Source organism: Bacteroides zoogleoformans, assembly GCF_002998435.1.
GTDB lineage: Bacteria > Bacteroidota > Bacteroidia > Bacteroidales > Bacteroidaceae > Bacteroides > Bacteroides zoogleoformans.
The window spans coordinates 2,012,580-2,035,016 of the sequence record NZ_CP027231.1 but is presented as its reverse complement, the minus strand read 5'-3'; the positions used below and the strand labels follow the sequence as shown (position 1 = coordinate 2,035,016).

The 22,437-nt window shown below is 49.8% G+C and carries 16 protein-coding genes; 9 read left to right on the top strand and 7 right to left on the bottom strand.

The window, feature by feature from the left end; all coding sequences use genetic code 11:
- Positions 1–493: 493 nt before the first annotated feature.
- The 6 genes from C4H11_RS08435 to C4H11_RS08410 form a co-directional block, all read right to left on the bottom strand.
- Positions 494–4,447, bottom strand: coding sequence for a two-component regulator propeller domain-containing protein (locus C4H11_RS08435; RefSeq protein WP_106041265.1), 3,954 nt, complete (start codon positions 4,445–4,447; stop codon positions 494–496).
- A gap of 83 nt (positions 4,448–4,530) precedes the next feature.
- Positions 4,531–6,348, bottom strand: a complete 1,818-nt coding sequence (locus C4H11_RS08430; RefSeq protein WP_106041264.1) for a glycoside hydrolase family 2 protein — start codon at positions 6,346–6,348, stop codon at positions 4,531–4,533.
- A 272-nt stretch (positions 6,349–6,620) separates the two neighbouring features.
- On the bottom strand, positions 6,621–7,700 hold the full coding sequence (locus tag C4H11_RS08425) for a fimbrillin family protein (protein WP_106041263.1): 1,080 nt from the start codon (positions 7,698–7,700) through the stop codon (positions 6,621–6,623).
- 47 nt (positions 7,701–7,747) lie between these two features.
- A complete protein-coding gene (locus tag C4H11_RS08420) occupies positions 7,748–8,731 on the bottom strand; it encodes a DUF5119 domain-containing protein (RefSeq protein WP_106041262.1) in 984 nt (327 codons plus the stop codon).
- Entirely contained in the window at positions 8,728–9,222 is a 495-nt protein-coding gene (locus C4H11_RS08415) for a DUF3575 domain-containing protein (RefSeq protein WP_234819806.1), read from the bottom strand. The genes C4H11_RS08420 and C4H11_RS08415 overlap by 4 nt, the downstream gene beginning before the upstream one ends.
- A 713-nt stretch (positions 9,223–9,935) precedes the next feature.
- Positions 9,936–10,178, bottom strand: a complete 243-nt coding sequence (locus tag C4H11_RS08410; RefSeq protein WP_234819805.1) for a glycoside hydrolase family 9 protein — start codon at positions 10,176–10,178, stop codon at positions 9,936–9,938.
- 162 nt (positions 10,179–10,340) lie between these two features.
- Between C4H11_RS08410 and C4H11_RS08405 the strand changes: the two genes are divergently transcribed.
- The 9 genes from C4H11_RS08405 to C4H11_RS08365 all read left to right on the top strand — a co-directional run bounded on the left by C4H11_RS08405 (position 10,341) and on the right by C4H11_RS08365 (position 21,403).
- Positions 10,341–12,872 (top strand): glycoside hydrolase family 9 protein, encoded by a 2,532-nt coding sequence (locus C4H11_RS08405; RefSeq protein WP_106041260.1) that lies wholly within the window; start codon positions 10,341–10,343, stop codon positions 12,870–12,872.
- A gap of 269 nt (positions 12,873–13,141) precedes the next feature.
- On the top strand, positions 13,142–13,657 hold the full coding sequence (locus C4H11_RS08400) for an HU family DNA-binding protein (protein WP_106041259.1): 516 nt from the start codon (positions 13,142–13,144) through the stop codon (positions 13,655–13,657).
- Between the two features lie 187 nt (positions 13,658–13,844).
- Positions 13,845–15,719 carry a tRNA uridine-5-carboxymethylaminomethyl(34) synthesis enzyme MnmG gene (mnmG, locus tag C4H11_RS08395; RefSeq protein ID WP_106041258.1) on the top strand — a complete coding sequence of 625 codons (1,875 nt, stop codon included), beginning with the start codon at positions 13,845–13,847 and terminating at the stop codon, positions 15,717–15,719.
- 56 nt (positions 15,720–15,775) lie between these two features.
- Positions 15,776–16,300, top strand: a complete 525-nt coding sequence (locus tag C4H11_RS08390) for an adenine phosphoribosyltransferase (RefSeq protein ID WP_164996520.1) — start codon at positions 15,776–15,778, stop codon at positions 16,298–16,300.
- 4 nt (positions 16,301–16,304) lie between these two features.
- Positions 16,305–18,158: an excinuclease ABC subunit UvrC gene (gene uvrC, locus C4H11_RS08385; RefSeq protein ID WP_106041256.1), complete on the top strand. Its 1,854-nt coding sequence runs from the start codon at positions 16,305–16,307 to the stop codon at positions 18,156–18,158.
- Positions 18,159–18,633: 475 nt separating this feature from the next.
- Positions 18,634–19,086: a D-aminoacyl-tRNA deacylase gene (dtd, locus tag C4H11_RS08380; protein WP_106041255.1), complete on the top strand. Its 453-nt coding sequence runs from the start codon at positions 18,634–18,636 to the stop codon at positions 19,084–19,086.
- Positions 19,086–19,424, top strand: coding sequence for a nucleotide pyrophosphohydrolase (locus C4H11_RS08375; protein ID WP_106043254.1), 339 nt, complete (start codon positions 19,086–19,088; stop codon positions 19,422–19,424). Before dtd ends, C4H11_RS08375 begins: the two co-directional genes overlap by 1 nt.
- Positions 19,411–20,313 carry a deoxyribose-phosphate aldolase gene (deoC, locus tag C4H11_RS08370; RefSeq protein WP_106041254.1) on the top strand — a complete coding sequence of 301 codons (903 nt, stop codon included), beginning with the start codon at positions 19,411–19,413 and terminating at the stop codon, positions 20,311–20,313. Before C4H11_RS08375 ends, deoC begins: the two co-directional genes overlap by 14 nt.
- A gap of 361 nt (positions 20,314–20,674) precedes the next feature.
- A complete protein-coding gene (locus tag C4H11_RS08365; RefSeq protein WP_234819804.1) occupies positions 20,675–21,403 on the top strand; it encodes a DUF1266 domain-containing protein in 729 nt (242 codons plus the stop codon).
- On the opposite strand, the gene C4H11_RS08360 is transcribed toward C4H11_RS08365, so the two are convergent.
- Positions 21,379–22,353: a polyprenyl synthetase family protein gene (locus tag C4H11_RS08360; protein ID WP_106041253.1), complete on the bottom strand. Its 975-nt coding sequence runs from the start codon at positions 22,351–22,353 to the stop codon at positions 21,379–21,381. The genes C4H11_RS08365 and C4H11_RS08360 overlap by 25 nt on opposite strands.
- Positions 22,354–22,437 lie beyond the last annotated feature (84 nt).

The following is a 22,437-nucleotide window of genomic DNA, read 5'->3' as shown; positions in this document are numbered from 1 at the left end:
AATATATCCGCATCAGGATAAACCGAATACAAATATCGCTTCAAACAATACAATTATAAAACCAAAAAGCCTTCGGGAAAGTACGCTGAAGGCTTTTGGTCGGATTGTTCTATTTTAGTGATTTCATTTTATCATTTACCTGAGTTCGGGATAAGAAACAGGGTCGATAACCTCACCCGGAGATTCTTGTGTTTTCAAGTTAAATCTCATTGGTTATCAGGTATTTGTGTCCGTCTTGTCAGAGGCTTGTGTCTGACGGCTCAAACACAGGTGTCTGACGGCTCAAACACTGGTGTCTGTCGGCTTAAACACAAGTGTCTGTCACGGCAAAGGATTGTAGCTGTCAAAACAGGAGGAGGGCGGTTGGTCTGAAAGGCTCTTTTCTCTTTTGCCTAATCTCGTTGTAAACCGGTGCATTCAAGAAATATCTTTCCCACACAGGATGCAGCCCCTCGTCTTTAGCAAAAGCAACTGCCTATACCGAACTCGCTGTTCATTTCACAAAATCTTTAGGCAAAATTCCGAATTGTTTCTGAAAACATTTGGTAAAATAAGAAGGTGTATTGAAACCGGTCATATAGCAGACTTCATTGATTCGGCACTCTTCTTCTTTCAAGAGCTGTGCGGCCTTCTTCAGCCGTTCCAAGCGTATATAGTCGTTCGGGGTCATATCCAAGATGCCTTTTATCTTGCGGTTCAGGCTCGAACGGCTCATGTTCAGCAGACCGGCCATGTCGTCCAGACAGAAATCCGGATTTTGCATATTGGCCACAACCACTTCCTTCAATGTCTTGAGGAAAGCCTCGTCCGCCTTTGTCATTGCCATACTGCCGGTCTGCACAAAAGGAGAGTTGACAAACGAAGCTCGCAGCTTTTCGCGATTATTCAGCAGATTGGCCACGCAGACTTTCAGGTATTCCACAGAGAAGGGCTTCTCTATATATACATCCGCGCCGAGTTTCATTCCCTCTATCTTGGCTTGCAGGGTGGTCTTGGCCGTCAGGAGGATGATAGGGATATGGCTATAATCCAGTTCGGACTTCAAACGGTCGCACAACTCCAACCCGTCCATTTCGGGCATCATAATGTCCGTAACAACCAGATGTACGGTGTGCTCTTGCAGCACTTTCAAGGCCTCCACTCCATTCATGGCCGTCAATACGCGGTAGTCCGACGACAATTGCTTGGCGACAAATGCCTGCATCTCCGGACTGTCTTCCACAATCAAAAGCGTATAGCGATGTTGCTTGGCGACGAATCTCGTGTCGTTGTCTTCCGGAAGCTCTTCGGTTTTTACTCCTTCTTTGTGCTCCATGACGACCGTTTGTTGATGCCGAAGCGGAAGTGACAATAAGAAAGAGTTGTTTTCCGTTGTTTGCTCCATCCACAAACCGCCCTCATGAAGTTCGGCCAATGAACGGGCCAATGCCAGCCCTATGCCTGTGCCGGCAACGGTACGCAACGCCCCTGTCTTGTATTGGATAAACGGTTTGAAGATTTCCTCACGCATCTCGGCGGGAACGATAGGGCCATCGTTGCATACCGTAAGCAACAGCCTTTCGTCTTCCGCACGCAAACTGATACGTATATAGGTTTCTGAATACTTTATCGCATTGGTAAGCAGATTACTGATGATTTTGATAAGCCCCTCGCGGTCTACCGAGGCATACAAGCTTTCGGGAACCTCTATGTTCAGTTCCAGTCTCTTTGCGCGTGCCAAAGGTATAAAGCGTTTGTAGGTTTTTTGCAAAAGCTCCGATACATCACATTCTACAAAATTCAATTGGAAGCCTTGTGTTTCCGTTTTTCGGAAGTCGAGTAACTGATTTACTAAATCGAGCAAACGGTTGGTGTTTAGCTCCATCGTTTCCAAATCATCTCTGATATCTTCCGAAACGGCGTGCGAGGCAAGTACGTTTTCCAATGGGCTCTTTATCAGCGTAAGCGGTGTACGTATTTCGTGAGCCACATTGGTGAAGAAGTCTATTTTGGCTGCATAGAGTTCTCGCTCTTTCTCTCTTTCAAATTTATCCATGGCTCGACGGTGCTTCTGCATGGTTCGTCTTCTGAAATAAAAAACGATACCAATCAAGGAAGATAAAATCAACACGGTATAGATGACATATGCCCAGACTGATAAATAGAAAGGAGGACGGATATGAATGGCAAGCCTGCGCTCGGCCTCGTTCCATTTGCCGTCGCTGTTGGAACCTTTTATACGCAGGGTATAACTCCCGTAGGGGAGGTTCGAGTAGTTGATGACGGAGTTACGCCCTACGGTGTACCATTCACGGTCGAATCCTTCCAGTTTATATTCCAAACGATTCATTTCGGGTGCCTGATAACTCAGGGCAGCCACTTGAAGGGAGAAGGAGTTCTGGTCGGCATCCAGTTGCATCTCATCCGCACAGGTGATACTTTTCTTCAAAGGAGAGTCCGGACTGCCTACCGACAGCCGCTTGTTGAACAGAAAGAAATCCGTAATGACCACCGGGGGCAGAAACGTGTTCTCGACAAAGGTTTCCGGGTCGAACACGATGAATCCGTTGATGCTTCCCAGATAAATGCGCCCTTTCTTATCACAGTATCCGGATTGGAAGTTAAACTGGTTGCTCAACAGCCCGTTGGCCGTGGTATAAATGCGCTTGCTGTCCGTGTCGGGGTTAAAGCAGACCAACCCGTTATTGCCGGTTATCCATAGGTTTCCACGCTTGTCTTCAATCATCTTGTAAATGGTATTGCTCGGAAAGCCTTTCGACATGTCATAACGTGTAAAGTCGTCTGTTTTCGGGTTATAACGGCAAAAGCCCTCGCCCAATGTCATGAACCATAGCCGCTTCTTGCTGTCTTCATAAATGCTGATGACTTTATTGTAGGGCAGAGAAGATGGTTTTTTCGCATCGGGCAGATAGTTCTTCCACTGCCGGCTGCTGACATTGTAACAGAACACCCCGTTGGAAAAAGTGGCAAACCACAGATTGCCGTTGAAGTCTTCCAGAATATGGTAGGTGAACATATTCCTTAGCTGGGGAATGCGCGTAAAGTCGTCGGTGGAACGGTTGTATTTCAACAGCCCGGATGTGGTGCCAATCCATACATCGCCCGTGGTAGTTTTACAAATGGTAAAGGCATCGTTGGCAGGCATCGAGTTCTCGCTCTCTCCTTTGGCATAATGCCTCACTTGCCGGGTATGCAGATTTACCCGGTTCAAACCGCCAGAGAAAGTGCCTACCCACAACTCATCTCCATCCGGACAAAGACCATGTATGTTTTGATAGATGGCAGGATGCTCAAAGCGTTCTATCTTTCCGGTCTCCGGATTGAAATTAAACAAGCCTTTGTCTTCAGTACCTATCCACAAACTACCGTCGTTGCCCTCGCATATTTCGCGCACACGGCGTCCGAAATGTCTGAGGTCGTCTCGCGGGTAGAACTTCTCGAAATAAGTCCACTGGTAGGGGCAATAGTTCACACCTCCAAAATAAGAGCCTATCCACATGCCGTTTTCTCTGTCGCAACAAAGCGAATAAATAGCATTGTCCGATAGGGCATACGAGTCATCTTGGTCGGGGACAGTCAGATGGGTCAACTTATTATTTGCCAGATTGTATATGTATAATCCGGTTTCCGCGCCTACCCACAGCTCATTGTCTGACCGAAACTGCAAGGCTCGCACATAGGTATTGAGCAGCCTGCGCGTCTTGCCGGTAGTGAGGTTTACCTCGGTCAGTCCATTGAGCGAAGCGACATAGATGCAGTTGTGCGGGCCGTTGACCTGCCAGTTTATAATGTCATTTTTGAAGATTTCGTTTCCATCTGCATCCTTGAACGGTTGCATGGGTGTATTGAAGTTGTCTTTCGTATAATAGAGGTTGTCTGCATACAACGCCACCCAGCAGGTGTTTCCGTTGAGCCAGAAACGTGTGACGTTGGCCAAGCCCGAATCGTACAGATGGTTCAGCAGTTTCTTTTCGTGCTGCCGGTAGCAGAAAAGCCCTTGATTTTCTACCGATATCCAGATATTGTCGTATTCATCACTTCCAATCATGGTGACAAAATCGTCGATAACACTTCTTTTGTCGCTCATCTCTTTGAAGGCTGCAAACGAGTCGAGCACAGGGTCGTAGATGAATACTCCTCCGTCGGTTCCAATCCAGATATTGCCTTGTCGGTCTTCATAAAGCGCAGTTATGAAATTCTTGCCCAAACCGGAGTTCTCTTTCTTGTATACCCGGAAAGAAAGGCCGTCATAACGGTTCAGCCCGTCCTTGGTTCCGAACCACATAAAGCCCCTTTTATCCTGAAGAATTTGGTAGACCGTGTTCTGCGAAAGACCGTTCCGGATATCCATCGTCCTGAAATAGTAGTGAACGGCCTTTTCTGCGTGAGCAGACAGTGCGACCAGTGAACAAAACCCCAGAAGAATTTTTATAATCATTCGTTTCATAACGCTGCGCTTTAATATAAATGACAATGATGAGTGACCGGTAATTTACCCCTATCACTCATCATCAGAAAATAATTGCCCGATTATTTTTTCAATGTGCCGCAAATGCGTGCGTTTATCTCTTTCAACCGTTTCTCGTCCAGCTTGATTACTTTACGGTCGTAGGTCATCAGGCCATTCACTTCTATTTCCACATCGGTGGTCTGTGTATACACCGCCGCCGAAAAGCCCCTGTCGATGAGTTGGTACAGCATGTCGGCATACTTTACGTATTCGTCCATCACTTCTTTGGAAGAGTTGAACTGAATATAACCCCAATTACGGTTCGGTTCCCAAAGATGGTCTTTCAGCACGAGGCCGATGCCCCCGTATTCGCCCAATACCGTGGCACGGCCGGCGTCATACAGATACATTTCGGGATGCGGATAATTGTGGAGGTCGAGCATATCGCCACAGGCATAATAGTTGCCTCCGCTCGCCGGATTGACAAGACGGGTGGGGTCATATTGTTTGGTCCATTGGGCTATTTCGGCTGTTTTGAACTGTCCCCAAGCCTCGTTGAAAGGCACCCATGTGCCTATGCACGGATAGGAATAGAGATAATCCATTATTTCTTTCCATTCCTTGCGATAGCAAGCCTCGGATTGGGCGGTGCGTTTCAGTTCCGTTCCGTCGAAATACTTGCGGTTCTGCCACTCCGGATTACGGTCGCCGCTCGGCATATCCTGCCACACAATGATGCCAAGCCTGTCGCAATGCGTATACCAACGCGCCGGCTCCACTTTGATGTGTTTGCGAATCATATTGAAACCGAAATCTTTCGTCTTACGGATGTCATACAACAGGGCTTCATCCGTAGGAGCCGTATAGAGTCCGTCGGGCCACCATCCCTGATCCAAAGGGCCGAACTGAAACAAGGGTTCGTTGTTCAGCTGCAGACGCACGATTCCGTCGGCATCGCGGCGGGTGGAGTATTTGCGCATGGCGGCATAGCTGCTCACCTCGTCCACCACCTTGTCGCCGTTTTTCAGCGTCACCTTCAGCGTGTAGAGGAACGGAGCGTCGGGGTTCCACAGCTTGACGTCATCGGGCATAGCCACTTCTACCGCCTCGGTATGGATGCTTTTGCCGGCAGCCACCAGTCGGTTGCCGTCATAAACACTCACCTCCACCATGTCTGAGGAGGTATTCATGCTTAATTCAGCCTTTACCGTCAACAGACCACGGTCTATATCGGGTGTAATGCGGAGGTTCGCGATGTGCTTTTCGGCAACCGGTTCCATCCATACCGTCTGCCAGATACCACTGACGGGGGTGTACCAGATGCCATGCGGATTGTTCACCTGTTTACCGCGCGGCTGGGGGCCGTTATCGGTCGGGTCCCACACCTTCACCAGCAGACGGTTATCGCCTTTGGCAGACAAGGCGGCAGTGATGTCGAAAGAGAAAGGAGTGAACCCTCCCGTATGGTTGCCCACCTTGATATCGTTCACCCATACATCGGCTTTCCAGTCTACTGCTCCGAAATGCAGCAGCACCCGCCTGCCTTTCCAGCCGGAAGGGATGGAAAAACTCCGCTGGTAAACCAGCTCCCGGTTTTCGTCTATCCTTTTTCCCACACCGGATAAGGACGACTCTACGGCAAACGGCACAAGTATCTCTCCGTCGAATGCCGCCGGCATACGTCCGCCCTTATCAATGATGGCATAGCTCCATAACCCGTTCAGGTTTTTCCAGTCTTTTCGTTCCATAATGGGGCGCGGATATTCCGGCAATACATTGGCAGGGTTTATCTGCAATGCCCATTCGGTTTTGATTTTATCGCCCGCCGGTTTCCATTGTGCTCGGCTTCCGGTTGCACACATTGCCAGAAAGGACGATAAGAGGAGTATTTTTCTCATGGTATGATTGTTTTATGGTTTTTCGCATTGACAAAGATAGGCAGGTGCAGAAGAAAAGAATGGAAATTCCGAACCAATAAATAGCATTATCGAGGATTTTCGCACACAACCCGGCATGTCTTTGTTCGGGTATAAGAAGACATTATAGAAACAATCAATAACGGGAACAAAGAATCCCTCTGCCTTAGCAAAGAGGACTTTACTAAGGCAGAGGGATGAAAATGATACTTACGTCTGATTATAGCCAAACCATTGGCAACCTGTTCCTCATATCAAGGAGCTGGCGGCAATACAATATCAGCCGGAGAATCACCCCATTCTTCAACCGTAGGCTCGAACTTCATCGGTGTCAACATCACGGTACCATCTGCTTTATAGCCGCCACCGAAGTTGAGCGTATAGATATATTTCTTACCCGCTTCCCAAGCCGTACCTCCAAACGGGACATACACCTTGCCATAACCAGTTTCGCCTATCAAGAAAACACCGTTTACAATTAGCTTCAATTCTATCTCAAGATAGCATTGGTTGTTTGTATCTGCCGTAGTAATGGGAACAGCAGCTCCCTCAGTAGTTGTCCATTTCGTTGCTGTTTGAGGTAAAACCAGTAAAACCCCGTCAGATTTGGTAAGGTCAGTCAGTGTAGCGCCATTAATAGTGGCCTCATTCAGAGGAGGATTACTAACCGTGCCGACAACGTAGTCTGCATCAGCAGTTCCGGTAAGTGCCCAACTTCCCTGAGCGGAACCATCGGCTGTTTCGGTTGCAGGAAAAGTAAATGTACCGCTCTTCTTGAGATTATGCACTTTAATGCTCTTTATTCTTACAGTCATGGCAGAAGCCGCTTTTCCTTTAAAAATAATTTGAGACAACGCATGCTTGAACTTCAGAGGCACCGTAGCATCACCAGGCTTAGAAAAATTCAGTTTGGAGGCATACATCACGTCTGCCTGCTCCGTATTAGTCTCCGACGCCGTATAAGTAAAATTTAAAGCAGAACTGGTTCCAAACCCCGGAGTGAGATTGGTATGCGCAGCCGGACTGACGGCATAAATATTCAGAGCCGACGAAGGCCAATAATAAACATCCGACGAACTTGCATAATCCCACTTAGTACCGTTATGCTTAATCTGAACCCCCCTCATATACTTTGTAGTACCGGTAAAAGCCCATACCTTGAAATCCGCAGAAGTCAAATTAGCCGAAGTAATCGGTGTGGCACGAGTTACAGCATTGTCCGATAGCACATTAAACGCTATCTTCGCTTCTTTACTTTGCTCCAGAATTTCCTCTTTGGAGCAGCTCGCCATCAGCAATAGCGCCGCAGCGGCAAAATAATACATTTTTTTCATACTTTCCTTCTTTTAAGTTTGTAAAACATTTTTATAAAAAAACAATATCATATATTAATATCAATATCAATGTACACGGCATCCCATTCCTCGGCATCCACCACCAGTCCGTCTTCATCGGACACGATAGGCGACGGCAACTCTATATCGCCCTCGATGACGACGTTCGCCTTGATGACATAGTGCCCGTCGTCTTCTTCTATCTCAATGCGATCGCCCACGTTGAATGAAAAGGCACTTATGCCTGCATCGGTGCGGAAGTAGAGCGTCAGCACCTTATCTTCGGGTTTTACGGCTTGGGGATGAAGCCCGAAGACGAGGAAATTCCCTCTGACCACTCCACCTTCCATCTCGCCATCGAAGTAGACGGTGGAGGGAGCGGCGGGAAACGTCCCCGTGCCCATGAAAAGCGAGCCTGCCACGCCGGAAAGCGTGCCTATGACACCCTTCACACGACCCGGATTCTTTATGCCGCGCACCTCGCAGGTGAACTTCGACACGGCAGAACGGGGAGTGAGCACTATCTGCTTCGGACTTTCGCCCTGTACACTGCCTATATGCACCTCATCAAGCGATGCACGGCACATCCAGTCGGGCGTACCCACCAACGACAGCGTTTTGGTCGACGTCTTTCCCCCTTGCGAGGAGTTGAGGGTAAGCGTGCGCCCTTGGGTATAAGCTTCAAATTCCGAATGAGAATTTTCTTTTCTATAGAGAATGTATTCGGTATCTATGTTGAAACTCACCACTTGGTAGGTTCCTTCTTCGAGAAAGATTTCGGAACCTTCGGCACGGGTCAGGGCAGAGACATCGAACACATAGGGTTCAGTGCGGCGGCTGTTGTTCACGGGATAGAAGAATACGCGCATGGCGCCGGGCACGTCGTTGATGTACCGCCAGTCGAAGACAAGGCGCACGGTCTGCCCATGGGGATGCCCGTAGCAAAGTTCTTTGTGCCGGCAGGAGGCAAAGAAAAGGAGTGTCAGCGTGACGATGCAGGCCAAGGCGGTATACGACGTCGCTGTTTTCATCGGGCACCTCCTTTCGCCTTGCGATGACGCAAATCCTGCATGATGAGCCACACAATTGTAACTTCTGCCTTGGTAGGCCCCACCCAATGGCGGTTCTTGGTGGCTTGCCACACGTAGCATCCGTCCACGGGAAGGTATTCTTTATAGCGGCCGGTAAGATAGCCGATGCCGATGGAACAATCCAGATTGAGGTAAGGGGCAATGCGCCACGAGTAGCCGTAGGACAGTCCGTAGTGGCGCGTCCAGCGATCGGACAGGTTTCCGCGACGCCCCAGCTCGAAATCGTAAGTGAGGCTTCCGGCATAGATGCCGGCATGATGCCCAGTGAGTCGTTGCGCAGCTTTTGTACCAAACCATTTGCGTACTTCCAACTCGCCCCCGTAGGTGCGCCAGTAGTAATGCCGGCGGTCGGTCTTCCACCATGCGTGCATCCACGTAAAAGATATGGAGATGTTCTTGCCCACATAAAGTTCCGCCCCCAGATTGGGCACAAGCAGAGCGTCGTAAAGCAGGTTCGATTTCAGCGCAAGATTGAAAGGGGAGAAAATCAGGGTAGTAAATCGCTGGTTATCAGCGATATAATCGTATGGGGGGGTAATTTTCTTCTATGGATGATTCCTTTCCTACTTGTCGCAGTAGAAAATCATCTTCGACTTTTTGCCCGGCATAAAGGCAATTACAGATTCCAAATGTCAATAATAGTACAGAATGGAACAATTTCATTAAGTTAACCTGCTTTGTCTGTGTGGCACGAAATAGTTGTGATTAATTATGCGGCAAATATACAACTAAGTCCAACATCCTACAACTTTCCATTAGATATTTTCAAAAAATCAGCTTTTTAGAGCCGTCCATCTATCGGTCAGATAGGTATCATGGACGTAAGTGGTTGATTTTCAGAGACTCACCTTCTTTCGGCAAAGCTGTGGCCGGTTCCGCTTCTTCTTTCCGAAATATGATTACAAAAAAGTATTGAATGAAAAGTCATGATTTTTCCGGCACCGAGGAAAGGCTCGTTCCTCGGTGAGGAAGAGGGTGTTCCTCGGTGAGGAACGATGCCTTCCTCGGTGAGGAACGCATACCCCTGCCAGAACGTGTTCTGAGAGGGGTACGGAAAAAGGAAAGGAGATTTAAATAAATATCAACAAATAAGGGGCATACCGATTGCCGATAACATAGGGAGCTTTCAACAAGACAGGCAGCCTCATTTTGCCATCAGGGCATCCAGCGAAGAAGTCAGCGCCACCAAAGCGGCACTCCAGTTGATGGCTATCTCATTAGAAGCATACGAACCCTCTACATCCGCATAAGACTCATCCGGCAGATTTGAAGGATAGGATACGCCGTCTTGCCTGCCGGGATTGGGCCCTCTCACCAAGAAGCCGGGCACGGGCATTCTGCACACCGCAAATTTACGAAAAAGCTGTTTGCCCCTCTTACCCTCCATCTCCTTTCAAGAGGCTAAATTGATTCCTATTGCGGCTCCTTTTGAATCTGCGCCTTTGAAAAAATACATTTCATGACGTTATCGGCTACAAATCGCCATCCTCTCTTTCCGTCTAATTTCGTATTTTAGCGGAGTATTACATAACTTTAAAAAACAAATGCTGTGAAAAAGAGAGATTTACTATTCGCATCGGTCTTTGCATTGTTCTGCGGTCAAAGCGAGCTGCATGCGCAAGATTTTGAACTGACATCCTCGGGCTATTTCAGAAACCGGGGAGTAGACGTGATGGCTTTCGATGACATCTATCCCGAAGGGCATCAGGGCGGTGTATGTATCATCATGCACGGACACCGCATAGCCACCAACGGAGATATCCGGCTGGAAGCCACTCCCGGACAATGGCAGCCCGTACCGAAACAGCTCGACCGCCGGCTCGACGGCAACAGCATCATCACTACCTTATGCTACCCCGATTCCTCACGCCACCTCACGGGATTCAACCCCATGATTTATCCCGCCCTCAACCTGAAATACACCGTAAAGGTGGAAACGAAAGGAAAGCATCTGGAAGTAACCGTAGATTTGGATCGTCCCATTCCCGAAGAGTTTATCGGGAAAGCAGGCTTCAACCTTGAGTTCTTTCCGGGTTCATTATTCGGCAAACCGTGGCTCATGGACAAGCAAAGCGGCATCTTTCCGCAACAGCCCAACTCACCCCTGATGACAACCCGCCCCAACCATCTGCATACGGGAAATTACCACGACGGCAAACAGTCGCTGGCCGACATAAACAATCTGATAGGGAAAGGATACAGCCCGATAGTGGCGGACGACATCATCGCCCGGCCTTATGCCACGGGAAGCAAATTCACCGTCCGCCCCGATGATTCCTACAACAAAGTCACCATCGAGTCATTGAACGGCGACCTGCAACTGTTTGACGGCCGAATGAACCACAACAACGGGTGGTTCGTACTGCGCAGCCACATAAAGCCGGGCGTCACCAAAGGCGCCGTCAGATGGATCATCACCCCGAACGTGGTGGACGACTGGATGTATCGGCCGGTTATACAGACCTCACAGATAGGCTATCATCCCGCTCAAGAGAAGGAAGCCGTCATCGAAACGGATATCCGCGACCAAAAAAGACAAACGGCACAAATCATCCGCATTGACGCAGACGGCGAGAGCGTCGTCAAAACGGTAAACCCTGCCGAATGGGGTAAATTCTTGAGATATAACTATCTTAAGGTAGATTTCACCGACGTGAAGGAGCCGGGGCTTTATAAGATAAAGTACGATACTTCCGTATCTCCCATCTTCCGCATCGACAATGACGTTTATGCCCGTGGCGTGTGGCAACCCGTCCTCGAATATTTCCTGCCCGTACAGATGTGCCACATGCGAGTCAACGAGAAATACCGCGTGTGGCACGACTGCTGCCACATGGACGACGCCCAAATGGCGCAGTCCCACAACCATATCGACGGATACGACCAGAAAGAGGGGTTGTCCGAATTCGCGCCGGGACAAGTGGTTCCCGGAGTGAACATAGGCGGCTGGCACGATGCCGGCGACTTTGACCTACGCATCGAGTCTCAAGCCGGAGAATCATACATCCTCGCATTGACCTACGAAACTTTCCGCCCGGACATTGACGTGACTTCCATCGACCAGATAAACCGTGTGACGGAGATTCACCAGCCCGACGGAAAGAATGACCTGCTGCAACAAGTGGAGAACGGCGCACTCAGTGTGGTCAACGGCTATCTGGCGCTGGGACGCCTGTACAGAGGCATCATCTGCAACGACCTGCGCCAATATGTGCTTTTGGGCGACGCCGCCGCCATGACGGACGGGAAGACAGGCAACGAGGACGACCGCCGGATATTTACGGAGGATAATCCGGGGCGGGAACTGTCGACAGCCGCCCGGCTGGCTGCCGTGTCGCGCGTATTGAAAGGCTTCAACGATACGTTGAGCGTGCATTGCCTTGGCATTGCACGCAACATATACGCCTCCACCGCAAGCGGAAACGACAGGGTATTGTCCTCCAAAGTGCAGGCGGCCGTGGAATTATATCTGACCACCGGCGAACAAACTTATATGGATTTCATCTTGGATAACCGGGAATTCATCGTCAAGCAGATAGAACACACCGGTTGGTACACGGCACGTGTGGAGAAACAGTTTGCGCAAATGAAAGACAAAAGAGCCAAAACCTTCTCTGCCGCATTTCGCAAAGCCTTGGCCGGATACGAACAAAAATTGGCCGTACTGGTACGGGAGACGCCTTACGGAGTTCCTTATCGTCCCAACATCTGGGGAGCAGGTTGGGATATACAACACTTCGGTTTCCGGCACTATTTCCTGACGACAGCCTACCCGGAACTGTTTTCGCAAGCACCGGTGTTCAATGCCCTTAACTTTATTCTCGGATGCCATCCGGGCTCCAATCAGGCCTCTTTCGCATCGGGTGTCGGCGCGCAATCGGCCACGGTGGGCTACGGCCTCAACCGTGCCGACTGGTCCTACATTCCGGGCGGTGTCATTTCCGGCACGGCGCTTATCCGTCCCGATTTCCCGGAGTTGCTCACGTTCCCGTTCCTTTGGCAGCAGACAGAGTATGTGCTGGGAGGAGGGTCATCCCACTATATGTTTCTGGTGCTCGCGGCACAACAACTATTGAAATAAGAAGGCGTGGCGTAAAATGGTGTGCCCCCCCTGTCTCGTGCAGAGGCAAGAGGGCACACCATCTTCACTGCAAACTGCCATGCAGACCGTATAAACGTTCATTTGCAGACTATACTTCCATAAGAACCCAACCTGAAAAAAGTCTTGAAAAAAACGGGGGAAAAATATTTTCCGGGTTTTAGACTTGTGTTTATCTTTGCAATGTGATTAAGCTTAATACACGAATACAAAACAAAACTTTTTATTAATTATTTAAAAACAGAAACATTATGGCTATTTTATTTCGCAAACATGAACGTTTAAGCAAACCGACAGACAAAAACTCTGCCAAAAGGGTATATCCCATCATCACCTACAAGTATAGCAGCCCGGCAAAGCTGAAAGAAGTGGCAAAGGAAATCAGCGCCATGTCCGGCGTAAGCGAGGGTAACTCTTACAGCGTGCTGAAAGACTTCCGCACCTATCTGAAGAAGACCTTACTGGCCGGTCGAATCGTAAATATCGACGGACTGGGAAACTTCTACCTTGCCGCCCAAAGCAAAGGAACGGACAAGGCCGAAGACTTCAGCAGCAATGACATCACCGCGCTAAGAATCTGCTTTCGTGCCAATAGCGACATACGCATCACCACATCGGGCACCACACGCTCCGAGGGTCTCGTCCTGAAAGACGTGGACCGCATCAACAAGGATGAAACAGGCAGCGATGCTCCCAAACCGAAAACCGAGAACGGGAATACAAGCGGCGGCGAAAGCGGCGACCAAAACGAAAACCCTTTGGGATAACGGCCGACGGCATAGATGCAAAACCACTGCAAAATAGCACATGGAGGCGCCACAGAAACGCCTCCATGTTTTTCTATCGGGCACGGATTGCATGGATTAACATGGATTTTGTTTATAAAAATCACGTTAGTCCGTGAAATCCGTGCCTTTTTAGTAACTTTGTGCGGTTTTTAACTTCATTGAATGAATGGAATTTAAGTACGACGTTATTGTAATAGGTGCCGGGCATGCAGGTTGCGAGGCCGCAGCCGCAGCCGCCAACTTAGGCTCGAAGACATGCCTCATCACGATGGATATGAACAAAATCGCACAGATGAGTTGCAATCCGGCCGTGGGGGGTATTGCCAAAGGGCAGATAGTACGCGAGGTGGATGCATTGGGCGGATACATGGGACTGGTGACAGACCGAACCGCCATCCAGTTCCGCATACTGAACCGCTCGAAAGGACCGGCCATGTGGAGCCCGCGCGCGCAATGCGACCGCAACAAGTTCATCTGGGCGTGGCGGGAAATATTGGAGAACATTCCGAACCTGCACATCTGGCAGGACACCGTGCGCGAAATCCTCGTTGAAAACGGAGAAGTTACGGGATTGGTCACTCTGTGGGGAGTAACCTTCCGAGCCAAATGCATCGTACTTACGGCAGGCACTTTCCTCAACGGACTGATGCACGTAGGCCGAATCATATTGCCGGGTGGACGCATGGCAGAACCCGCATCGTACGAATTGACCGAATCCATCGCAAAACATGGCATCGCCTACGGACGGATGAAGACGGGCACACCGGTGCGTATAGACGGGCGAAGCGTGCACTACGAGGAGATGGAGATACAGGAGGGCGAAGCCGACTTCCACAAGTTCTCGTTCATGAACACCGGCGTGCGACACCTGAAACAACTCTCCTGCTGGACTTGCTTCACCAATGAGGAAGCACACGGGGTATTGTGCAAAGGTCTGTCCGATTCTCCGCTTTTCAACGGACAAATACAGAGTATAGGGCCACGCTATTGCCCCAGCATAGAAACAAAGATTGTAACCTTCCCCGACAAACCGCAGCATCAACTGTTCCTCGAACCGGAAGGCGAAACCACGCAGGAACTCTACCTCAACGGGTTCTCTTCATCGCTGCCGATGGACATACAGATTGCCGCACTGAAAAAGATTCCGGCATTCAGAGACTTGGTCATCTATCGCCCAGGCTATGCCATCGAATATGACTTCTTCGACCCTACCCAACTGAAACACTCGTTGGAAACGAAGAAAATAAAGAACCTGTTCTTTGCCGGACAGGTGAACGGAACTACCGGATATGAAGAAGCTGCCGGACAAGGAATCATTGCCGGCATCAATGCACACATCAATTGCCACGGTGGAGAACCATTCACCTTGGCACGAGACGAAGCATATATCGGTGTATTAATCGACGATTTGGTGACAAAAGGAGTAGACGAGCCTTACCGTATGTTTACCTCGCGAGCCGAATATCGCATCCTGCTCCGCATGGACGATGCCGACATGCGCCTCACGGAGAAATCATGGAAACTGGGACTTGCCAAGGAAGACCGCTATAAGTTGCTGACGGAAAAGCGTGAAGCCGTGAACCATATCATAAACTTTACCCGCGAATATTCGATTAAACCGGCATTAATCAACCCGGTGCTGGAACAGCTCGGCACTACCTCGCTCCGCCATGGATGCAAACTGATTGATTTGATAAACCGCCCGCAAGTGACGATTGAAAACATTGCCGAACACGTCAGCTCCTTTAAACGTGAACTGGATAAACTATCGGACAGGAAAGAGGAAATAATAGAAGCGGCCGAAATACTTATCAAATACGAAGGCTACATCGGACGCGAACGAATCATTGCGGACAAATTGGGGAGACTGGAAAGCATCAAGATAAAAGGAAAGTTCGACTATGCTTCCATCCAATCTCTCTCTACCGAAGCCAGACAGAAACTGGAAAAGATTGATCCGGAGACGATAGCGCAGGCAAGCAGGATTCCCGGCGTATCTCCCAGCGACATCAATGTGCTGTTGGTGCTTTGCGGGCGATAAGGAACAAAGTTCCACGTGAAACAAGTAATTAAATAAATATATAAAACAGACTGATTATGAGCAAAGAAACACTTGCCAAGAGCATTCGGGAGATTCCCGACTTCCCCATACCGGGAATTCTGTTCTACGACGTGACCACACTATTCAAAGACCCGGCCACCCTGCAGGAACTTTCGAACATCCTGTATGAGATGTATAAGGACAGAGGTATAACGAAAGTAGTAGGCATCGAGTCGCGAGGATTCATCATGGGTCCTATACTTGCCACCAGATTGGGCGCCGGATTCGTGCCCATCCGTAAACCGGGAAAGCTGCCGGCAGAAACCATCGAAGAAAGCTACGACAAGGAGTATGGCAAGGACACCGTGCAGATGCACAAAGACGCCATCGGCGAAGACGACGTGGTATTGCTGCACGACGACCTGCTGGCAACCGGAGGAACCATGGAGGCTGCCTGCAAGTTAGTGAAGCAGATGCATCCGCAGAAGGTGTATGTGAACTTTATCATCGAACTGAAAGAGCTGCACGGGAAAGAGGTCTTTGGAAACGATGTGGACGTGGAAGCCGTGCTGACACTATAAACCAATGATTGACCCAAGGGCATCCTTACAACAAGATCGGGAGGCAAGAGGAGAAGTCCTGCGGCTGATTGTATCCAACCTGCCCGAAAGCCCCGGCATTTACCAATATTTAGATGCCGGAGGAACCGTTATATACGTAGGCAAGGCCAAGAACCTGAAACGAAGGGTCTCCTCGTACTTCAACCGCGAGCACGAGCCGGGGAAAACACGGGTGCTGGTAAGCAAGATTGCCGACATCCGATACATCGTGGTGAACACGGAAGAGGATGCCCTGCTGCTGGAGAACAACCTGATAAAGAAACACAAGCCACGCTACAACGTGCTGCTGAAGGATGACAAGACCTACCCCAGCATCTGCGTGCAGAACGAATATTTCCCGCGCGTATTCAAGACCCGGAAGATAATCCGCAACGGCTCGTCCTACTACGGGCCGTACAGTCATGTTCCATCCATGTATGCGGTGCTCGACCTCATCAAACACCTGTACCCTCTGCGCACATGCAATCTGAACCTCTCGCCGGAGAACATCCGTGCCGGAAAATTCAACGTCTGTCTGGAGTATCACATCAAGAATTGCGCAGGCCCTTGCATCGGCAGGCAGAGCCACGAGGAATACATGAGAAACATCGATGAGGTAAAGGAAATCTTGAAAGGAAACACGCAGGAAGTGGAGCGGATGATGCTGCGACAGATGCAAGAACTGGCCGCCGAGATGAGGTTTGAGGAGGCGCAAAAAGTAAAGGAGAAGTACCTGCTGATAGAGAACTACCGAGCGAAGTCGGAGGTGGTGAGCAACGTGCTTCACAACATCGACGTATTCTCCATCGAGGAAGACGGCGACGGCAAATCGGCTTACATCAACTACCTGCACATCACGAACGGAGCCATCAATCAGGCCTTTACGTTTGAATACAAGAAACGGCTGAACGAGACGAAAGAGGAGCTGCTGTGCTTGGGCATCATCGAGATGAGAGAACGGTACAAGAGCCTTTCGCACGAAATCATCGTACCTTTCGAGCCGGACATGGAGCTGAAAGACGTGACGTTCACCGTTCCGCAACGGGGCGACAAGAAGAAACTGCTGGAACTCTCCACCCTGAACGTGAAGCAATACAAGGCCGACCGGCTGAAACAATCGGAAAAGCTGAATCCGGAGCAACGAACCGTGCGCCTGCTCAAGGAAATTCAGCAAGAACTGCACCTCGAACGCCTTCCGATGCGGATAGAATGCTTCGACAACTCGAACATCCAAGGCTCCGACCCCGTGGCCGGATGCGTGGTGTTCGTGAAAGGAAAACCCTCGAAGAAGGATTACCGGAAATACAACATCAAGACCGTGGAAGGGCCGGACGATTACGCCTCGATGAAAGAGGTCGTCAGAAGGCGTTACCGGCGCGCCATAGAAGAGAACACTCCCCTGCCCGACCTCCTCATCACCGACGGCGGAAAAGGGCAAATGAGCGCCGTAAAAGAGGTGACGGACGAGTTGCGGCTGAACATTCCCATTGCCGGGCTTGCCAAAGATGGCAAACACCGCACTTCGGAACTGCTCTACGGCTTCCCTCCCCAAACCATCGGCCTGAAACAGAACTCTCCGCTCTTCCGCCTCCTGACGCAGATTCAAGACGAAGTGCACCGCTTCGCCATCACTTTCCACCGCGACAAACGAAGCAAGCGCCAGATAGCTTCGGCGCTGGACGAGATAAAAGGCATAGGGGAGAAAACCAAATCGGCGCTGCTCAAACACTTCAAGAGCGTGAAGCGCATACGGGAAGCCTCGCACGAGGAGCTGGCAGCCGTGGCGGGCAAGGCGAAAGCCGACATCATAAGGAAACATTTCGAAGACATAATTGATTGATTATCAGCATGATAATCAACCTGTTTGCAGGCTGAGGAAAGTAAATTCTTTAGACGCAGATGGCACGGATGACGCAGATTTTTTATTTCGCCTCGCTGTGGTTCCCACATGGAAGCCCCGGTTTCTTTCTTCCGGTTTTCCGGTTTTCTCTTATATCCCCCTTGTATCTTTTTACTTTAAATCTGCGTCATCCGTGCCATCTGCGTCTGAAAATCCCCTTTCCTCCTCCTCACCTACCCCCTCCACAAGCCCCCTGCAGGCCGTTCCCGACAGATACAAGCCCCTGCCGTGACAAACACAAGCATCCAAGCCGACAGACACAAGCATCCGACAGAACAGACACAAGTGTTTGCCACGACAGGCACTTGCCCCTGTCAAAGCAGAAAACAGAGATGATAAAATCGTAGGGCAAAAGCCACGCAACACAACGAATTTATTTGTAACTTTGCCTGTTCAAAAAAGGAAAACAAACAGCATGAGAGTAGTGATACAACGCACCGGACACGCCTCCGTCAGCATAGACGGGGCTTGCAAATCGGCCATCGGAAAGGGACTTCTGGTACTGCTGGGCATCGAGGAAGCCGACGGAAAGGACGACATCGACTGGCTCTGCAAGAAAATCGTGAACCTGCGCATATTCGACGACGAACAAGGGGTGATGAACAAGTCCGTCATCGAAACCGGCGGCGACATACTGGTAATCAGCCAGTTCACGCTGCACGCCTCGACCAAGAAAGGCAACCGCCCCTCGTACATACGGGCAGCCCGGCCGGAAACAGCCATCCCCCTCTACGAGCTGTTCTGCCGGGAACTGAGCACGGCGCTGGGCAAAGAGGTGGGCACAGGCCGCTTCGGAGCGGACATGAAAGTGGAACTGCTGAACGATGGTCCGGTAACCATCTGCATGGATACAAAAAACAAGGAATGATGACACTGGAAGAAGCACAGCAACAAGTGGATGCTTGGATAAAGGAATACGGAGTGCGCTACTTCAGCGAACTCACCAATATGGCCGTACTGACCGAGGAAGTGGGCGAAATGGCCCGCGTCATGGCACGCAGATACGGCGACCAATCCTTCAAGGAAGGCGAAAAAAACAACCTCGGCGACGAAATGGCCGATGTGCTCTGGGTGCTGCTCTGCATTGCCAACCAGACGGGCGTGAACCTGACCGAAGCCTTTGCCCGCAACCTTGAAAAGAAAACCAAACGTGACCAAACGAGACATATCAATAACCCAAAACTGAAAGACCATGGAAAAAACTGAGTCTACGCAAAACAAGTACGAAGCCACTCTGGCCAAGTACAACACCCGGATGAACGATGCAGAAGTAGCTGCACAAGTAGCCAAAATCGTTGCAGAGAAAGTGCCTGCAAACAATACGCCCGACGTGAAGAAATTCCTCTTCAACTGCATCGACCTGACTACGCTCCGAACCGAGGACAGCGATGAAAGCGTCATGAAGTTCACCCGGAAAGTGAACCAATTCGACAACGAATTTCCCGACCTGAAGAACGTGGCCGCCATCTGCGTATATCCCAACTTCGCCGAAATCGTAAGGGACACGCTGGAAGTGGAGGACGTAAACATCGCCTGCGTATCGGGCGGTTTCCCCTCCTCGCAGACTTTCATCGAAGTAAAGGTGGCCGAAACGGCAATGGCCGTGATGGAAGGCGCCGACGAGATAGACATCGTGATTTCGGTGGGCAAGTTCCTTGCCGGAGACTACGAAACCATGTGCGACGAGATACAGGAACTGAAAGCCGCCTGCAAAGAAAAGCACCTGAAAGTGATTCTCGAAACCGGAGCCTTGCAGACAGCCTCCAACATAAAGAAAGCCTCCATCCTGTCCATGTATGCCGGCGCCGACTTCATCAAGACCTCCACCGGCAAACAGCAACCTGCCGCCACGCCCGAAGCCGCCTACGTGATGTGCCAAGCCATCAAGGAATATCATGCGCTGACCGGAAACAAGATCGGATTCAAGCCTGCAGGAGGCATCAACACCGTGAACGACGCACTGATTTACTACAGCATTGTCAAGGAAGTACTTGGCGAAGAGTGGCTGAACAACAGCCTGTTCCGTTTAGGCACAAGCCGTCTCGCCAATCTGCTGCTGTCCGAAATCAAAGGCGAGGAGATAAAATTCTTTTAACAGCACAAAACAGGTAAACGGTTTCAAAAGTTTGTTGAACAAAAATTTAAACAGCCGTTAAATAGGAATAATCAAAAAAAAACCTTACCTTTGTGACATAAGGGCCAATGGCGTTTTGGCTAATATAGTGTATCAGAGAACGTTTCATTTATTATCTTTTTCTCGGAATTCAGCAAAATTTCATTTACGAAAGGTAATAAGCAAACGGGTCTCACGTACTTTCACGTATATACTCTTGTTATATATCGAATAGCGCGTGAGACTGTTGCTTATATTTCGTAAAGGGTTTTTGCTGAAACCTCGAGAAAAATATAGGGCAACAGTTCTCACGCCTTTTGATAATAGGCTAAATATCAAGAGTATGGAAACAATAAATTCATTACCTTTCAATGCCAACCCGCAACCCGGAATTGCAGGCTCTGACAAGTTGCACGCCTTATTCACCGGACTGATGGCCGGAGAACAGTATGGATTTTATACAAACAGCCTGACTACCGGAGCCAATCGGCAATCGCTTGGAAAAATCCTGTCGGCCAACAACATCGAAAGCTCAATCCAACTGCCGCCCCTAATGCACTTCCTGAAAGAAGAAGGCGAACGAAGCGCATACGACATCATGCTCCCCTTATACTTGTCGCACTGCGACGAAACCCAACGGGAAGCGGCCATCAGGAAGAAGTTCATAGGCATTGAACGATTGGTACACTATTGCAGGAATCTGGACATCTCCTTCCGGCACATCCGGCTACACGGCAAAATCAGCATAACAAACGAGGACTTGCAGCGCGGCATATTGGCTTGGGACTTGGGCAAAATAATAAAGCTATCGCGCACGGCCTACGATTGCCGCCTGATTAGCGAGCAAGAAGCATGGGAATACATCGAATTTTCCGACAAGAAGTGCCGCGAATACTTCGCATCTTGGGAAGAGATAGGCAAAAGCTACCTATTGGGACAAGCGGTAAACTATCCCGGTGAGAAAAAATTCAGAAACGTTATTGAATGTTACTGCACTGCGACGAGAAATACAGAAAGTCCGTGGATGTGCACACCGTTCCGACGAGCCTATTTCTCCCGCTCCACCACATAATCCAGATAGGCGGCAAGTGCGGCTTTGACATCCGTATCGGGCATGGAAGCCAGCAGCGAAAGCGCCTTTTCTTTATAAGCATACATGGTCTGCAAGGCATATTCAATTCCGCCGTGCTGCTTGGTGAACTCAATCAAACGGACTATCTCATCCGAAGTGGCCTGTCCGTTTTTAACCCTTACGGCAAGTTCGCGCATCGCTTCATCCTTCACGGTATTCAGCACATGGAGCGCCGGCAACGTCAGCTTTCCCTCCGACATATCGTTTCCGGTAGGCTTACCTATCTCCTTGCTATCGAAATAATCGAAAATATCATCCTTGATCTGAAAACAGAGACCGACATACTCGCCGAACAGACGCGCCAACTCAACCTTTTCGGCATCGGCACCTACCGAAAGCGCGCCTGCCTTTGTACAAGCGGCAAAGAGCACGGCCGTCTTCTTACGTATCACGTCGAAATAAACAGTTTCGGAAAATTGCGGATTGCTGACGTTGGAAAGTTGCAGAAGTTCGCCATCGGCCAAGTCGCGCCCCAAAGCGGAGACGATACCTATAATATCGTGGTTACGAGTCATGGCCACCTGCACCAATGCCGTTGCCAGCAGGAAATCGCCCGACAACACGGCCACCTTATTATTAAAAATGGCATTGACGGAAAGCTGCCCGCGACGTTCGGTACTCTCGTCCACCACATCGTCGTGCACCAGACTGGCATTGTGAAGCAGCTCCAGAGAAACTGCGGCATGGAGGGTTGCAGGGCAGACATTGCCATATAGCTTTGCAGACAAAAGCACCAGAATGGGGCGCATCATCTTCCCGTTCTTCTGCCGGATATGCGCGATGACGCTGTTCAGCAAAAGATTGGAACTGGAGAGCGAACTTTCAAAAAGCTCCTTGAAGTCTTCCAATTCCTCGGATATCGGAGATTTTATAAGTGAAGAATGGTCCATGCGTCGCTATTTGCCCACAAAAATAACAATAAAACGGTTAATACCGTATTTTTTTGTACTTTTACCATGAAAAAAGAGGAATAA

Bases quoted from the DNA above. Each gene is read 5' to 3' on its own strand.
- C4H11_RS08435 (WP_106041265.1), bottom strand. From the start codon at position 4,447: ATGAAACGAATGATTATAAAAATTCTTCTGGGGTTTTGTTCACTGGTC.
- C4H11_RS08410 (WP_234819805.1), bottom strand. From the start codon at position 10,178: ATGGAGGGTAAGAGGGGCAAACAGCTTTTTCGTAAATTTGCGGTGTGC.
- C4H11_RS08375 (WP_106043254.1), top strand. From the start codon at position 19,086: ATGACACTGGAAGAAGCACAGCAACAAGTGGATGCTTGGATAAAGGAA.
- C4H11_RS08425 (WP_106041263.1), bottom strand. From the start codon at position 7,700: ATGAAAAAAATGTATTATTTTGCCGCTGCGGCGCTATTGCTGATGGCG.
- C4H11_RS08365 (WP_234819804.1), top strand. From the start codon at position 20,675: ATGGAAACAATAAATTCATTACCTTTCAATGCCAACCCGCAACCCGGA.
- C4H11_RS08430 (WP_106041264.1), bottom strand. From the start codon at position 6,348: ATGAGAAAAATACTCCTCTTATCGTCCTTTCTGGCAATGTGTGCAACC.
- C4H11_RS08420 (WP_106041262.1), bottom strand. From the start codon at position 8,731: ATGAAAACAGCGACGTCGTATACCGCCTTGGCCTGCATCGTCACGCTG.
- dtd (WP_106041255.1), top strand. From the start codon at position 18,634: ATGAGAGTAGTGATACAACGCACCGGACACGCCTCCGTCAGCATAGAC.
- mnmG (WP_106041258.1), top strand. From the start codon at position 13,845: ATGGAATTTAAGTACGACGTTATTGTAATAGGTGCCGGGCATGCAGGT.
- C4H11_RS08400 (WP_106041259.1), top strand. From the start codon at position 13,142: ATGGCTATTTTATTTCGCAAACATGAACGTTTAAGCAAACCGACAGAC.
- deoC (WP_106041254.1), top strand. From the start codon at position 19,411: ATGGAAAAAACTGAGTCTACGCAAAACAAGTACGAAGCCACTCTGGCC.
- C4H11_RS08360 (WP_106041253.1), bottom strand. From the start codon at position 22,353: ATGGACCATTCTTCACTTATAAAATCTCCGATATCCGAGGAATTGGAA.
- uvrC (WP_106041256.1), top strand. From the start codon at position 16,305: ATGATTGACCCAAGGGCATCCTTACAACAAGATCGGGAGGCAAGAGGA.
- C4H11_RS08390 (WP_164996520.1), top strand. From the start codon at position 15,776: ATGAGCAAAGAAACACTTGCCAAGAGCATTCGGGAGATTCCCGACTTC.